This window comes from Nonomuraea sp. B1E8 (assembly GCF_039871515.1).
In the GTDB taxonomy this organism is placed as follows: domain Bacteria; phylum Actinomycetota; class Actinomycetes; order Streptosporangiales; family Streptosporangiaceae; genus Nonomuraea.
Genome location: NZ_JBDPLS010000022.1, coordinates 1 through 14,243 on the forward strand (window position 1 = coordinate 1; position 14,243 = coordinate 14,243).

The 14,243-nt window shown below is 71.8% G+C and carries 17 protein-coding genes and 1 pseudogene; 10 read left to right on the forward strand and 8 right to left on the reverse strand.

What is annotated here, in order from left to right; translation table 11 throughout:
* The 4 genes and pseudogenes from ABGA98_RS42670 to ABGA98_RS42685 form a co-directional block, all read right to left on the reverse strand.
* A pseudogene (locus ABGA98_RS42670) lies at positions 1-199 on the reverse strand (acetyl-CoA C-acyltransferase); the annotation flags it as partial.
* On the reverse strand, positions 199-1,566 hold the full coding sequence (locus tag ABGA98_RS42675) for an AMP-binding protein (protein WP_347624195.1): 1,368 nt from the start codon (positions 1,564-1,566) through the stop codon (positions 199-201). The pseudogene ABGA98_RS42670 and the gene ABGA98_RS42675, both read right to left, overlap by 1 nt.
* A 7-nt stretch (positions 1,567-1,573) precedes the next feature.
* Positions 1,574-2,179: a biotin transporter BioY gene (locus tag ABGA98_RS42680; RefSeq protein ID WP_347624196.1), complete on the reverse strand. Its 606-nt coding sequence runs from the start codon at positions 2,177-2,179 to the stop codon at positions 1,574-1,576.
* Positions 2,180-2,299: 120 nt separating this feature from the next.
* Entirely contained in the window at positions 2,300-2,947 is a 648-nt protein-coding gene (locus ABGA98_RS42685; protein WP_347624197.1) for a TetR family transcriptional regulator C-terminal domain-containing protein, read from the reverse strand.
* Between the two features lie 100 nt (positions 2,948-3,047).
* Between ABGA98_RS42685 and ABGA98_RS42690 the strand changes: the two genes are divergently transcribed.
* Positions 3,048-3,716, forward strand: coding sequence for a GAP family protein (locus tag ABGA98_RS42690; protein ID WP_347624198.1), 669 nt, complete (start codon positions 3,048-3,050; stop codon positions 3,714-3,716).
* Between the two features lie 13 nt (positions 3,717-3,729).
* Here the strand turns inward: ABGA98_RS42690 and ABGA98_RS42695 are convergent, their stop codons facing one another.
* The 4 genes from ABGA98_RS42695 to ABGA98_RS42710 form a co-directional block, all read right to left on the reverse strand.
* On the reverse strand, positions 3,730-4,761 hold the full coding sequence (locus tag ABGA98_RS42695; RefSeq protein WP_347624199.1) for an ABC transporter ATP-binding protein: 1,032 nt from the start codon (positions 4,759-4,761) through the stop codon (positions 3,730-3,732).
* Positions 4,758-5,519 (reverse strand): ABC transporter permease, encoded by a 762-nt coding sequence (locus ABGA98_RS42700; protein ID WP_347624287.1) that lies wholly within the window; start codon positions 5,517-5,519, stop codon positions 4,758-4,760. Before ABGA98_RS42700 ends, ABGA98_RS42695 begins: the two co-directional genes overlap by 4 nt.
* A gap of 89 nt (positions 5,520-5,608) precedes the next feature.
* Complete coding sequence (gene modA / locus ABGA98_RS42705) at positions 5,609-6,406, reverse strand: molybdate ABC transporter substrate-binding protein (protein WP_347624200.1); 798 nt, start codon at positions 6,404-6,406, stop codon at positions 5,609-5,611.
* Between the two features lie 10 nt (positions 6,407-6,416).
* Positions 6,417-6,827, reverse strand: a complete 411-nt coding sequence (locus tag ABGA98_RS42710; protein ID WP_347624201.1) for a helix-turn-helix transcriptional regulator — start codon at positions 6,825-6,827, stop codon at positions 6,417-6,419.
* A gap of 545 nt (positions 6,828-7,372) precedes the next feature.
* On the opposite strand from ABGA98_RS42710, the gene ABGA98_RS42715 reads away from it, so the two are divergent.
* From ABGA98_RS42715 to ABGA98_RS42755, 9 genes are all read left to right on the forward strand, one after another.
* Positions 7,373-7,864, forward strand: coding sequence for a DUF6653 family protein (locus ABGA98_RS42715; RefSeq protein ID WP_347624202.1), 492 nt, complete (start codon positions 7,373-7,375; stop codon positions 7,862-7,864).
* A 172-nt stretch (positions 7,865-8,036) separates the two neighbouring features.
* Positions 8,037-8,645, forward strand: a complete 609-nt coding sequence (locus ABGA98_RS42720; RefSeq protein ID WP_347624203.1) for a helix-turn-helix domain-containing protein — start codon at positions 8,037-8,039, stop codon at positions 8,643-8,645.
* 356 nt (positions 8,646-9,001) lie between these two features.
* Positions 9,002-9,172, forward strand: coding sequence for a hypothetical protein (locus ABGA98_RS42725; RefSeq protein WP_347624204.1), 171 nt, complete (start codon positions 9,002-9,004; stop codon positions 9,170-9,172).
* 94 nt (positions 9,173-9,266) lie between these two features.
* Positions 9,267-9,434: a hypothetical protein gene (locus ABGA98_RS42730; protein WP_347624205.1), complete on the forward strand. Its 168-nt coding sequence runs from the start codon at positions 9,267-9,269 to the stop codon at positions 9,432-9,434.
* A gap of 23 nt (positions 9,435-9,457) precedes the next feature.
* Positions 9,458-10,867, forward strand: a complete 1,410-nt coding sequence (locus ABGA98_RS42735) for an FAD-dependent oxidoreductase (protein WP_347624206.1) — start codon at positions 9,458-9,460, stop codon at positions 10,865-10,867.
* 14 nt (positions 10,868-10,881) lie between these two features.
* Complete coding sequence (locus tag ABGA98_RS42740; protein WP_347624207.1) at positions 10,882-11,145, forward strand: hypothetical protein; 264 nt, start codon at positions 10,882-10,884, stop codon at positions 11,143-11,145.
* Complete coding sequence (locus tag ABGA98_RS42745) at positions 11,142-12,380, forward strand: MFS transporter (RefSeq protein WP_347624208.1); 1,239 nt, start codon at positions 11,142-11,144, stop codon at positions 12,378-12,380. Before ABGA98_RS42740 ends, ABGA98_RS42745 begins: the two co-directional genes overlap by 4 nt.
* A gap of 32 nt (positions 12,381-12,412) precedes the next feature.
* Positions 12,413-12,799: a metalloregulator ArsR/SmtB family transcription factor gene (locus ABGA98_RS42750; RefSeq protein ID WP_347624209.1), complete on the forward strand. Its 387-nt coding sequence runs from the start codon at positions 12,413-12,415 to the stop codon at positions 12,797-12,799.
* Entirely contained in the window at positions 12,796-13,854 is a 1,059-nt protein-coding gene (locus ABGA98_RS42755; protein ID WP_347624210.1) for an ArsO family NAD(P)H-dependent flavin-containing monooxygenase, read from the forward strand. Before ABGA98_RS42750 ends, ABGA98_RS42755 begins: the two co-directional genes overlap by 4 nt.
* Positions 13,855-14,243: the final 389 nt, after the last annotated feature.

Consider the following 14,243-nt stretch of genomic DNA (forward strand, 5'->3'; position numbering starts at 1 on the left):
TGCCCAGCCCCACGTCCTCCCCCCCCCGCCCGGCCCCCCCACCCGCCCCGCCACCCGCCCCGCCACCCGCGCTGTCACCCGTTACGTCGTCCACCACCGCGGCGATCACGGGGGCGGCCAGCCGGTCGACGGTCAGCTCCTTGTACGCGTGCCCGGCCGTGCCGATGGGCGTGCGCCGGGCCGCCACCACGACGGCCATCAGACCAGCCGCCGGATGTCGGGATCGCCGCCGGCCAGCCGGGCCGCCACCAGGGCGCGGGCGGGTTTGCCCGACGGCGTACGCGGCAGGCTCGGCACCGCGTACCAGCGGCGCGGCCGCTGCACCGCGTCCAGCCCGCCCCTGGCCATCGCCTCCAGCAACTCCCGCGACGGCGGCGAGGCGCCCTCCGCCTCGAGAATCGCCGTGACCACCGAACCCAGGGACGGGTGCGGCGAGCCGACCACCACGACGTCGCCCACACCCGGCACCGTCCTGAGCATCTCTTCGACGTCCTCGGCCACGACGGTCGCGCCGCCGGTCTGGATCGCGCCCTCACCCCGGCCGCGCAACCGCAGCACCTCACCCTCCCTGTAGGGCCGCGCCACGTCGCCCACACTGGCCCAGCGGCGCGCATCGCGCCGCAACGGGCCGGGCACGTCGCCCAGATAGCCGTCGGCCAGCCACGGCGAGCGCACCCACACCTCGCCCAGCGCTGCCCCCGGCTCGGCCCTGACCTCGATCTCCACGCCGGGGAACGGGCGCAGCCCGCCTCCGTCGGCGTCGACGGCCACGAACGACAGCTCGGTCGCGCCGTAGTAGGCCACGACGTTGACCCCGGCCCGCGCCGCGGCCGCGCGCGCCCCCGCGGCGAGGGCCGCGCCGCCGACCACGGCCGTGCGCAGCGCCCCGAAACGGTGCAGGACGTCGTCCAGCAGGTGCGGCACCAGGTGCACGACGGTGGCCGACTCCGCCCTGGCTTTCAGCGCCCTGCCCGGGCGGCGGCCGGGCAGCACGGCGGTCGCGCCGGCGGCCAGCGCGTGCACGGCGGCGAAGGCGTACAGGCTGGAGGTCAGCGGCCCCGGCACCAGGACCATGTCGCCGGCGCCGATCCCGGCCAGGTCGCTGAGGTGCGCGAACGAGTCCGTCCACGACGCGCGGCGGCGTACGACGGCGCGCGGCCGGCCCGTGCTGCCGGAGCTGAAGCAGGCCCATGCCAGGTCGGCGGGGGCCGCGTGCGGGGTCATGGCCGGGCCGGGCGCGTGCGGGAGCGGCTCGGCGACCAGGAGGTCGGGCGTGACCGCGCCGGTGAGGCGCGCCCAGCGCTCGCGCCCCCAGGAGGGGTCGCCCACCAGCGGCGTGGCGCCGGCCAGGTCGGCGGCGAGCACGGCGGTCAGCAGCGCGGCCGGGTCGGCCAGCCCGATCGCGACCAGCGCGCCCGGGCCGATCCCCCGGCCGCGCAGGTGCCGGGCGGCGCCCTGGAGGTTCGCGGCGAGCTCGGCGTAGGAGAGCTCGCCGTCCTGGCCGCACACCGCCGGCCGCCCGGGACGTTCGGCGGAGTGCCGCAGCACGTGTTCTGCTACCGGCATCGCGGGGTCAACGCTCCCCGGTGCGCAACCGCTCGCGGTGCACGGCGGGCACCGCGTCGGGGTAGGACGCCTGCACGCCCCTGGCGACGTAGGCCGTCACGACCGCCTTGATCAGGTCGCCGGGCAGGAACGCGGCCGTGAGCAGCGCCGCCGCGCCCAGCGACACGCCGGAGACCATCGCCTGGACGGGAACCCCGACCAGGTAGACCACGCCGATGCCGCCCACCAGGCTCGCCACGAACAGCTGGATCCAGCCCGGCCGGCGGCCCGCCCGCTCGACCAGCCAGCCGGTCACGGCCGCGCCGGGCAGCCAGCCCAGCAGGAATCCCGCCGACGGCGCGGTGAAGACGCCCAGCCCGCCCCGCCCGCCCGCCAGCAGCGGCAGGCCGGCCGCGACCAGCACGAGCAGCACGGCGACGGCCAGCGCCGCCCGCCAGGAGCCGAGGATCGCGCCCGCCAGCATCACGCCGGCGGTCTGCAGGGTGATCGGGACCGCGTTGCCGAAGACGTTGATGGTGCCCGGCAACCCGAGCACGGCGATCAGCGCGGCGAACACGGCCACTCTCGCCAGGTCGCCCGTGGGGAACCTGCGCTGCTTCCCTTCATCCTTCATGGGGTCGATCTCACACCAGAACGGCACGCTTCAGTCATGGAGGTATCCCACAACATTCAACGCGATCATCTGCACTGGGATACGAGACGCCGGCCAGAGCGCCGTCCCGGCCCACGCGGATCAGCGGTTGTGCGGCGCGCTCTCCGGCCGGGGCACGGCACACAGCAGGGCACGCAGCAGGCGCCCGGCGGTGCCGGCCGGCACCTGGCCGGGGGTGTTGACGATCTGGGAGGCGAGCCCGTCGACGAACGTGTGCAGGAGAGCCGCCCAGAGCTCGACCTCGGCATCGGGGTGCGCGGCCGTGGCCTGGCCCGGGTCGCTAACCGGCTCGTGCCCGCGCAGGGCGGCGACGCACTGGCGGTGCAGTGCCCGCTGGTCGTTCCACGTCGCCGAGCCCTCTTCCTGAGGGTGCTGACGCTCCCATTCGACGACCGCCGACCACAGCGCGTATTCCTCGCGCCGCTCCTCGTCGAGCGGCAGCATCTCCTCCACGATCGTGGCGACCTGCTCGACCACCGAACCTTCGGTACGGGGCCGCTGGACGCGCGGCAGGACCCGCCGGCGCAGGGCGTCGGTGGTGGCCTGCACGACGTAGGCCTGCAACGCGTGCTGGTTGCCGAAGTAGTGCCGCAGGGACCCGGTGGACCAGCCGGCTTCGGCGGCGACGCCGCGGACGGTCACGCCGGCCAGCCCTTCGCGCAGGATGATCCGGATGGCCGCTTCGCCGAGCTCGGCCCGTCGCTGGTCGTGGTCAACGAGTCGTGGCACGTCCACATGTTAGTACGCACGTGCTAACACACCTGTGCTATCGTACTGACACGGGCGTGTTATTACGGTCCGTCGACTCCTTCCCCCGCAGGAGACAGGTGTGCCGATCGAGACGATCGTGGCGGTGCTGGGTCTGGCCCTGCTCGACACGCTGAGCCCCGCGGTGATCGGGATAACGCTCTATCTGCTGCTGGCCAGGCCGCACCGCGTCGGCCTGCTGCTCGGCGGCTATCTCGGCACCGTCGCGGTCGCGTACTTCACCCTGGGCGTGCTGCTCATGCTCGGCCTGGGCGTTGTCGTGCCCCGCGTCGACGACACCGCGTGGGCCTGGGGACAGGCCGCCTTCGGCGCAGCCCTCGTGGTGGGCAGCTCCTTCATCCCCGACCGGGACCCCGAACGCGCATCCGTCAGAGCGCGGTCCTTCACCATGCGCTCGATGTTGCTGCTGGGGCTGGTGACCTGGCTGTTCGAGTTCGCCACGGCCGTGCCCTACTTCGGCGCGATCGGCATCATGACCCTCGCCGGGCTGCCCGCCGCCCAATGGTCGCCGCTCCTCGGCGTCTACGTGAGCATCATGGTGATCCCCGGCGTCCTGCTCTTCGCCGCATGGGCCGCCCTGGGCGAGCGGATCCGCGAACGGTTCGAACGGTGGCAGGGCAGGCTCGACTCCGGATCCCGTACCACCCTGCGCTGGATCGTCGGGATAGCGGGAGTCCTCATCCTGCTGGACGCGTTGCCCGCCCAGATCACCATCACCGCTGGTCCGTAGCAGCGATCGCCGATCATGCCGGGTAGGCGTGGGTTTCGGTCGCCTTCACCGACACCCAGACCTGCCGCCCCGGGGTCAGGTCGAGGTCGGCGACGGCGGCGGGGGTGATGTCGGCGAAGGCGGCGACGGGGCCGTCGAGGTGCACGCGGACGTTGTCGCCGTGGCGTTCGATGCCGTCGATGCGGCCCTGCCACAGGTTGCGCGGGCTGCCGTCGGGCCGGGAGCGGTAGAGCGCGACGGCAGCCGGCGGGAAGGCCACGAACACCGGTCCCTCCAGGTGTTGCGAGGTGGTCAACAGCAGTTCGCCGACCTTGACCCGGGCCCCGTCGGCAACCCCCCGGTGCAGGTTGAGCCCGACCAGGCGGGCCACGTAGTCGGTGCGCGGGCGGCGGGCCACCTCGGCCGGGGCGCCCTGCTGGACGACGGCGCCGTTCTCGATGACGATCAGCCGGTCGGCCAGCACCATCGCGTCGAGCGGGTCGTGGGTGACCAGGACGGTCGCGCCGTCGAAGTCGGCCAGGTGGCGGCGCAACCGGGAACGGACCTCCAGCCGGGTGTGGGCGTCCAGCGCGGCCAGCGGCTCGTCCAGCAGGAGCAGGCGCGGCCGCACGGCCAGCGCGCGGGCCAGCGCCACCCGCTGGGCCTGCCCGCCGGACAACTGGCGCGGCCTGGCGGAGGCCCGGTCCGCCAGGCCGACGCGCTCCAGCAACCGCGCGGCCAGACGACGGGCCTCAGCCTTGGCCACCCCCTGGCAGCGTGGCCCGAACGCGACGTTGTCGAGGGCCGAAAGGTGCGGGAAGAGCAGGTAGTCCTGGAAGACCATGCCGATCGGCCGCTGCTCGGCGGCCAGGCCGTCGATGGAGTTGCCGTCCAGCAGGATCCGGCCGCCGGTCATGGCGGTCAGCCCCGCCAGCGCGCGCAGCGCGGTGGTCTTGCCCGCGCCGTTGGGGCCGAGCAGCGCCACCACCTCACCCGGCGCGACCTCGACCTCGATGTCGAGCGTGAACGCGGCCCGTTCGACCACGAGACGAGCGTGCAGGGTCATGCCGCGCTCACCCACCGATCGCGCAGGCTGGCCAGGATGACGACGGAGACGGCCAGCAACACCAGGCTGAGCACGATCGCCGCTTCCGGCTCGGTCTCCAGCGCCAGGTAGACCGCCAGCGGCATGGTGCGGGTGGTGCCGGGGAAGTTGCCCGCGAACGTGATCGTCGCCCCGAACTCGCCCAGCGCCCGCGCCCAGCACAACACCGCGCCGGCCACCACCCCCGGCATGACCATCGGCAGCGTCACCCTGCGGAACACCGTCCAGCGCGAGGCTCCGAGCGTGGCGGCGGCCTCTTCGAAGCGCTGGTCAGCGGCGCGCAGCGCGCCCTCCACGCTGATCACCAGGAACGGCATCGCCACGAACGCCTCGGCCACGACCACCCCGGCGGTGATGAACGGCAGCGTGATGCCGAACGTGGCCTCCAGCCACTGCCCGGCCAGCCCGCGCCGCCCCAGCACCAGCAGCAGCGCGACGCCGCCGACCACCGGAGGCAGCACCAGCGGCACCGTGACCAGCGCCCGCACCAGCCGCCGGCCCGGAAACTCCACCCGGGCCAGCAGCCAGGCCAGCGGCACCCCGAACAGCAGGCAGAAGGCGGTGGCGATGGTGGCGGCCACCAGCGACAGGCGCAGCGCCTCCAGCACGTGCGGCTCGGCCAGCCGCTGCGGCAACGTGGGCCATGGCGCCCGGATCAGCAGCCCGGCCAGCGGCAGCACCAGGAACGCCAGCCCCGCCAGCGCGGGCACGACCAGCATCCACGGCAGCCGCCCGGAGACCTTGCGGCCCGCGGCCGGCCGCCCGGCGGGCGTGTCCACCGGGTACGGCTGCTGCGGCGCGGAAGAGCTCATCGGAGATCAGGCTCGAAGCCGGCCTTGGTCAGCACGTTCCTGCCCTGCTGTGACAGCACCAGGTCGACGAACCGCCAGGCCGTCTCACCAGCGGGAGCCTTCGCCAGCGCGGCGATCGGATAGTCGTTGACCGCCTGGTCCGCCTCCGGGAACGCGATGCCCCGAACCTTGCCCGCCGCGGCGATCACGTCGGTCGTGTAGACCAGCGCCGCGTCCACCTCGCCCAGCCCCACCTTGGTCAGCGTGGCCTTGACGTCCTGCTCGAACGTCACCGGGGTGACCGTGAGCCCGGCCGCGTCCAGCGCCTTGACCGCGGCGGCGCCGCACGGTACCTGCTCGGCGCAGAGCGCCACCTTCACGTTCGGATCGGTGAGGTCCTTCAGCTCGTCGACCTTCGCCGGGTTGCCGGCGGGCACGGCGATCTGCAGCCTGTTGCGTACGAACGTGGTCGGCGAGCTCGCCAGGGACGCGTCGGTGACCGTCTTCATCGTGGCCGGGCTGGCCGAGGCGAACACGTCCGCCGGCGCGCCCTGGACGATCTGCTGGGCCAAGGTGGCGCTGGAGCCGAAGTTGAGTCTCACCGTGGTGCCCGGATGCGCGGCCTCGAAGGCCTTGCCGAGCTCGGTGAACGTCTCCGTCAGCGACGCCGCCGCGAACACCGTCACCTCGTTCGCGTCCCCGCCTCCGGTGGTCGCGGACGAGGCCGGCCCACCGGAGCCGCATCCGGACAGGCACACGAGCGCGAGCGCGGCCGGCAGGGCGATCGCCCTTCGGAAAAGGCGCCTGAACACCACGGCGGGCTCCTCACACATGGCCGGCCACGCGTTCGTGACCGGGGATCTCCACGACGACGTTGGTGGACTTGATCACGGCGTCCGCCACCACCCCCGCCTCCAGGCCCAGCTCGTCGGCGGCCTGGCGGCTCATCAGCGACACCACCCGGAACGGCCCGGCGGCGATCTCCACCTGCGCCATCACCGCATCGCGGATCACCTCGGTGACGATCCCGCGAAAGCGGTTACGCGCCGAGGAGCGGCCGCCGTCGACCGCTTCGACCTGCCCGCGGGCGAAGGCGGCCAGATCGGCGCCGCTCACCTGCCGGTGGCCGTGCTCGTCCCGCTCCGCGGCCAGCTTGCCCGCGTCCACCCAGCGGCGGACCGTGTCGGAACTGACCCCGAGCAGCGCCGCGGCCTCGCTGATCCGAAATGTCGTCACAACCCCCAACCTTACCTCTTGCACATTCCAGCCTGGAAACCATTCTTCCACTGCAACAGCGAGTCATCTTGCGATGATGTCCTGGCATCCACGACAGAACCTTAAAGAGCGAAGAAGAAGACCCGCGCGAGCGTGGAGTGCACCCGTACGGCGTTCCGCTGGCGCGACGGGCAACTGATGCTCGGCCGGTCAGATCGCGCAGCATGCGCAGGGCGGTCGCGACCGAGGGGTGAGGGCCACTCTCCGCGCCGCTGGTGATGACGGGCAGGCCGAGGTTTCCGGTCGCGCAGATGCGGAGCCATCGAGAGCAGGTTCTCGTCTGTGACGGCGCCGCCGCCGATGGTCCGCTGCGATGCCGGGAATGCGTCGATCGGCATCGTTTCATCCGCCTGCTTGACTTCCCGGCGAGCAGGAGCATACTAGCCTGTAACCCAATGTCCAATCCGGTTATAGCTCCTTGGTGGATGGTCGTCGATGGCTGTGACCGGCACGTGAAATCGCGCCGCCACCGCCCTCCCGGGAGGGCTTCCCGAACGGAGGTTGACATGAGCGCTGCGTCGAAAATGGCGAGCATCTTGCACATGAGTGACGACAGCTGGAAGCGGCACGCCAACCCCTGGAGCGTATGGACCAGGCTCGCCGCGATACCGCTGATGCTCGCGGCGGTCTGGAGCAGAGTCTGGCTGGGCTGGTGGTGCCTGGTCCCGATCGCCGTCGTGATGCTGTGGCTGTGGCTGAACCCGTTCATCTTCCGCCCGATCCACATGCCGACCACATGGTCGGCCAAGGGCATCTACGGTGAGAAGCTGTGGTTCAAGGACAAATGGCCGACCACAGCCGATCACCGCCGAATCCAGCGCTTGCTGATCGTGGTGGGCGGCCCCGCCGCAATCTCGCTGATCGCCTACGGGCTCGTCTCACTCGAGATCTGGCCGACCGCTTTCGGCGCCACACTGATGATCATGGGCCAGCTCTGGCGCATCGACCGGTTCGGCGTGCTCTATGAGGAGCAGCAGCGGGCCGGCACCGTGCGCTAGGTGTCGGCGCGGCCCGATCGATCCCCGTGGCCGGTGGCGCCTTCGGCGCTCATTGGCCACTCATGCGCCGTTTCCCTGCCCCTGCTGCCGGCGTCGGGTTCACGTGCCATGAGGGCGGCAAGAGCCCGATTAAACTGTAGCCCGATATCCCGATTGGACACAGGTGAATATCGTGGCTGTTGCTTTCACTGACGAGGAGCGGGCGCGGATCACCGCCGACCTGCTGGATGCCGCCGAACGGCTGTATGCATCCCAAGGACTGAAGAAGACCTCGCTGGAGGAATTGGTCGCGCCGGCAGGGATCTCCAAGGCCAGCTTCTACGCCTTCTTCGACTCCAAGGAGACCCTCTACAAGGAGGTCATGATCCGCCGGGCCCCGCTCATCGCCGAACGGCACAGTGCGGTGTTCCGCCGTCCTGCGAGCGTGGAGTCCCTGGCAGAGGTGATGCGAGCGATGACGACCGTGCTGACCGCGGATCCGTTCTACCGGCGGTTGTTCACCCACCCTGACGAGCTCCAGGCAGTGTCCAGACGGATCGGCGCACAAGAGGCCGCCCGCGTCACGCCGTACATCATGACCCCACTGCTGGAGTACATCGCCACAGGGCAGGCCCAGGGAGTGATCACCAGGGATGTCGAACCCGAGATCGTGATGGGCGTGATGCGCACCATCGGGCTGATTGTCATGAACCGGCACATGTACGGCGACGCCTACAACGCCGTACTCGACGCCACGATAAACGCCATCGCTCGCGGTCTGGTCACCTCGAACAGAGACTAGCCGTGTCAGGAGACATCAGGGCGAGCGACGGCGCACGTTCCGCGGGATTCGATGCAACCGCTGGAGCCGGTGATCGCTCTCCTGCGGGACCACGCCGAGCAGGGCCGGGCAATCCCCTCGCTGACCTGATCGACCAGTGCGCGCATGGAGGCAGCCGACCTTGAGCGGCATCTAACGGCCCTGGGAAACGCTCGAAACCCTGGGCTCCTGGTCTGAGGAAATTACTCTCCGGCCCGCTTCAGCGCCATGCCCGGCCTGGACTTCCCTGGTGATCCGACCGCTACCCCCGCCGTGACGAGGTCGCCGACTACCTCTATCCGCGTCCGCTCGGCGCCCTCACCCCCGAAGGCCTGCCCTTGCACCAGAGAGGCGTCTCCACCGTGCTGCCGGGGCTGGTCCATCCGGGGCTGGAGTTCCAGCGCTCGTTCGCCTCCAACACGCTGCGCGGCGTGAGTCGGGATGCCGCCTACGTCGTCGGCCCACTGGCCGCTCGCGTGCGGGATGCCCCCGCACAGGTCGGCCTCTGATCAGTTGCTTCGATACACGACTAATTTGACAATCCTCTAATCAGTGGTCCAGAATCTGAGCTGTTTAGATGAGCTTCTATTCAGGAGGTACGCGATGCGCGCTCTGCTCACCCGCCTGCGCCGCCCCGCTGGCATCTCAGGGGACGTCTCGGGCTTCACCTTCAACGAAGCGACCTCGGAGGTGTGCGACCACACCTGCCGCGCTGAGGCCACCATCGAGCGCGCCCGCACCTCCGCCCTGTCGTCCCCGTCCTTCCGCTGACCCGCGCCATTTGGAGAGCCGTCATGAGTGACCGTTGCTGCGGCACCGTTGCCGTCGAGACCGAGCAGTTCGCCACCCCTCAGCAGGCCACCTCCGGGCAGCCGGGCGACCTGCCGGTCGTCGTGATCGGCGCCGGCCCGGTCGGCCTGGCCGCCGCCGCCCACCTGGCGGAGCGCGGCATCGACTTCACGATCCTCGAAGCCGGCGACCGCGTCGCCGCCTCGGTGGCCCAGTGGGGCCACGTGCGGGTGTTCAGCCCGTGGAAGTACAACATCGACGCAGCCGCCCGCCGCCTCCTGGAGGCCGACGGCTGGACCGCTCCGGACGGCGAGTGGCTACCCACCGGCGCCGGGCTCATCGATGACTACCTCGCCCCGCTGGCCAAGCTGTTCGGCGACAAGGTGCGTCTCGGCGTGAAGGTCAGCGCGATCAGCCGCCTCGGCTACGACCGGGTGCGCACGGCGGGCCGCGAGGAGGTGCCGTTCCTGATCCGCCTGGAGAGCGGCGAAGAGCTGCAGGCGCGGGCGATCGTCGACGCGTCCGGCACCTACACCACTCCGAACGTGCTCGGGGCGAGCGGTCTGCCCGCGTATGGCGAGGGTGCGGTTTTCGTCGACCACGCCCTGCCGGACGTGCTCGGCGCGGACCGTGACCGCTACGAGGGCAAGCACACGCTGGTGGTCGGGGCGGGGCACTCGGCCGCCACCACTCTGCTGGCCCTGGCCGAGCTGCCGGACACGCCGATCACCTGGGCGATCCGCGGTGTCAGCGCGAGCCGCACCTACGGCGGCGGCGACGCCGACGCGCTGCCGGCCCGCGGGGCGCTGGGCACGCGGCTGCGCGCCCACGTCGAATCCGGCCGCATCACCCTGCTGACCGGCTTCTTCACCCACCGCGTCAACGCCACCGGCCAGGGCGTCGAGGTGGTCAGCCGCGACCCGTCCGGGCGCGAGCAGAGCGTCACCGTGGACCGGATCGTGTCGGCCACCGGCTACCGCCCTGACCACTCCATCGCCTCCGAGCTGCGCCTGGACCTGGACCCGGTGCTCGGCTCCCCCCGCGCCCTGGCCCCGCTGATCGATCCCAACCAGCACTCCTGCGGCACCGTCCCCGCCCACGGCGCGGACGAGCTCGCGCACCCCGAGCCCGGCTACTACACGGTCGGCGTCAAGAGCTACGGCCGCGCCCCCACGTTCCTCATGGCCACCGGATATGAGCAGGTTCGCTCCGTGGTCTCCGCCCTGGCCGGGGACTGGGAGGCCGCCCGCGACGTCCAGCTCGACCTGCCCGAGACCGGCGTGTGCTCCTCCAACCTGGCCGAGGCCCAAGAGCAGCGGGTCGGCCTGGCCACCGGCATCAGCGGCGGCCTGCTGTCCGCCCCGCTTCCCCTCGCCACCGCCACCGCCGAGTCCGGCGGCGGCTGCTGCGGGTGAAAGGAACAAACCCGATGTCCGACGGCTACCCCACCGCCGCCCAGAAGGAGGCATTGCGCCTGATCTGCGACCACGAGCCGATGCCCGCCCACCGGCTGGCCGACGAACTGGTCGCCGCCCGCAGGCCCAGCACCAACCCCGGATACGCGCCGGCGATCGCCCGGATGGCGGGAACGCTCGCCTGGCGTCTGCAAGCCCAAGGCTTCGTCACCGAGACCCACGCAGGCGGGTGGGCGACCACGGCTGAAGGCCGCGCGCTGATCGCCTGTCCAGCATGAGTTCCACCGCCGAGACCGCCGCCCGCGAACAGCAGGGCGGCGGTCCGCCGCGTTCCGGACATGGCCGGCGGGTCGTCGCTGCGCTGGCCATCACCCAGACCATCGGCTACGGCGTGCTCTACTACGCCTTCTCCGTCTTCCTCGCCCCGATGGCGCGCGACCTGCACGCCACCAACGCGCAGATCGCCGCCGCCCTCACCCTGTCCATCCTGATCGCGGCCCTGTGCGCGCCGCTGGTCGGCCGGTGGCTGGACGCCCGCGGCGGGCGCGCGCTGATGACGGCGGGGTCGTTGCTGGGCGCCGCAGCGGTGCTGGCCTGGTCGAGGGTGGAGAGCCTGCCGCAGTTGTACGCGGTGTTCGCGCTCGTCGGCGTCGCCTGCTCCATGGTGTTGTACGAGGCCGCTTTCGCCGTCATCGTCTCGATCTTCGCCGGCAACGAGCGCGGCCGGGCGAACGGGCTGCTGGCACTGACCATCGTCGCCGGGTTCGCCTCCTCGATCTTCCTTCCGCTCACCGGCCTCCTCGTCGACCGGTACGGCTGGCGTACGGCGCTGGTGATCCTGGCCCTGATCTACGGGATGGCGGCGGTCCCGCTGCACGCCCTCGTACTGCGCCGCCGCACCCGTACGGCAAGCACGCCGGCGTCCGCCGCGGCGCGGGAGCGGGCCGACATCGTCAAGGCGGCCACTCGTCGGCGGCCGTTCTGGCTGCTGGTGATCGCCTTCACCGCCAACGGCGGCGCGGTCGCCACCGTGGCGGTCCTGCTCATCACCTACCTGATCCATCTGGGTCACCCGCCCGTGTTGGCCGCCACCCTGGCCGGGCTGCTGGGGGTGCTGTCGGTGACCGGACGGCTGATCACCACCGGCCTGCAGACCCGGCTGCCCGCCGCCCTCATCGCCGCCGCCATCTTCGCCCTGCAAGGCGTGGCCGTCCTGCTGCTGCCGCTGATCGGGCGGAGCGTGGCGGGCGTGATCGGAGCCGTCCTGCTGTTCGGGCTCGGCTTCGGCATCGCCTCGATCACCCTGCCGCACCTGCTGGTCGGCCGCTACGGAACCACCGCCTACGCCTCGCTGGCCGGTCGCATCGCCGTCTTCTCCGTCGCCGACAAGGCGCTGGCTCCGCTCGGCGCGGTCGCGCTCGCCCAGGCCGCGGGGTATGGCTGGGTGATGGGCGCGGTGGCCGCCGCGTGCGCGATCGCGGCGTTCGCGCTGGTGGCCTACCACCGCCTATAATTTCGACACACTTCTAATCAGGAGGGGTTGTCATGACCGTCCCCACCGGCCAGTGCTGCGCCCCGATCGCCCGCGAACCGCTGGCCGAGGACACCGCCACCAAACTCGCCGCCATGCTCAAGGCCGTCGCCGACCCGGTACGGCTGCGCCTGCTGTCGATGATCGGCTCCCACGCCGGCGGCGAGGCCTGCGTCTGCGACCTGACCGACGCCTTCGACCTGACCGCCCCCACCATCTCCCACCACCTCAAGGTGCTGCGCACGGCCGGGCTGATCGACGGCGAACGCCGCGGCACCTGGGTCTACTACCGCATCATCCCCGAAGCGGTGAACAAGCTCGGCGCCCTGTTCGCTCCCCTCACCGAGTCCGTCCCCCAGCCTGCGGCGGGACGCACTGAGCTGGAACTGCTGCCTTCATGACGGCCGCCCCCCGGTCCGTCGACGTCCTGGTGATCGGCGGCGGGCAGGCGGGCCTGGCCGCCGGGTACTACCTGCGCCGCGCGAGAGCCGACTTCGTCATCCTCGACGCCCAGGACAGCGCCGGCGGCGCGTGGCGGCACGCCTGGGACAGCCTGCGCCTGTTCTCACCGGCTCAGTACAGCTCGCTGCCCGGCCGCATGATGCCCATCCCGCCCGGCGGCGGCTACCCGAGCGCCGCCGAGGTCGTCACCTACCTGGCCGACTACGAACGCCGTTACGGGCTGCCGGTGCTGCGCCCGGTGACGGTGCACGCGGTGCGGCGCGGCGACGGCCATCTCCTGGTCGAGACCGGCCAGGGCACCTGGCGGGCCAAGAGCGTGATCAGCGCGACCGGCACCTGGTGGCGTCCCTACATCCCGCACTATCCCGGCCTGCGCGTCTTCGGCGGGGAGCACCTGCACACTGCCGGCTACCGCGGCCCGGAACCGCTGCGCGGCAAGCGCGTGGTCATCGTGGGCGGCGGCAACTCCGCCGCCCAACTCCTGGCCGAACTGTCCACGCTCGCCGAGGTCACCTGGGCGACCCGGCGGCCGCCGCGCCTGCTGCCCGATGACATCGACGGCCGCGCCCTGTTCGACCTGGCCACTCGCCGCCACCGCGCCGCCCAGGCGGGGGAGGCCGCGGCGGGCATCGCCGATCTCGGCGACATCGTCGCCGTCCCGCCCGTGCGCGAGGCCCGCGACCGGGGCGTGCTCAAGGCCGAGCCCATGTTCGCCCGCATCACCCCGCGCGGCGTCGCCTGGGCCGACGGCAGCACGCTGGCCTGCGACGTGATCCTGTGGTGCACCGGCTTCCGGCCCGCCCTGGGCCACCTGGCCCCGTTGCGCCTGCGTGGCAGGGGCGGGCTCATCCCGACCCGCGGCACCCGGGCGGTGGGTGAGCCCCGCCTGCATCTGCTCGGCTACGGCGACTGGACCGGGCCCGCCTCGGCCACGTTGATCGGCGCCGGCCGTATCGCCCGGCAGTTGGCCGCCGAGATCTCCGCCCAACTGTAGTGCGCGCCGCGCCTGGCAACCGATGATCGCACTAATTAGATTATTGTCTATCTTGACGGATATCGAAACAGCATGAGATCGTAGCGACTGCTTAGATATCCATCTAACTCTTAGGGCTGAGGTGGGCGATCCATCCAGCTCGGTAGGGAGACACGATGACGAACCAGACCAGCGGCGGCTTCCTCGGGAACTTGCACGAGGCCTTCGCCCCACCCGCTGCGGGAGGCTGCTGCGGCTCCCCCTCCCCCTCCGCCGGCGAGCCGTCCGGCGTCGCAGGGCAGAGCACGGAGCCGGCCGCTGCGGCGACTGCCTGCTGCGGCAGCCTGGTCGCCGCCGAGCAGGCCGCCCGGAGCGGTTGCTGCGGCCAGGCCCCGGCTCCGGCCGCTCAC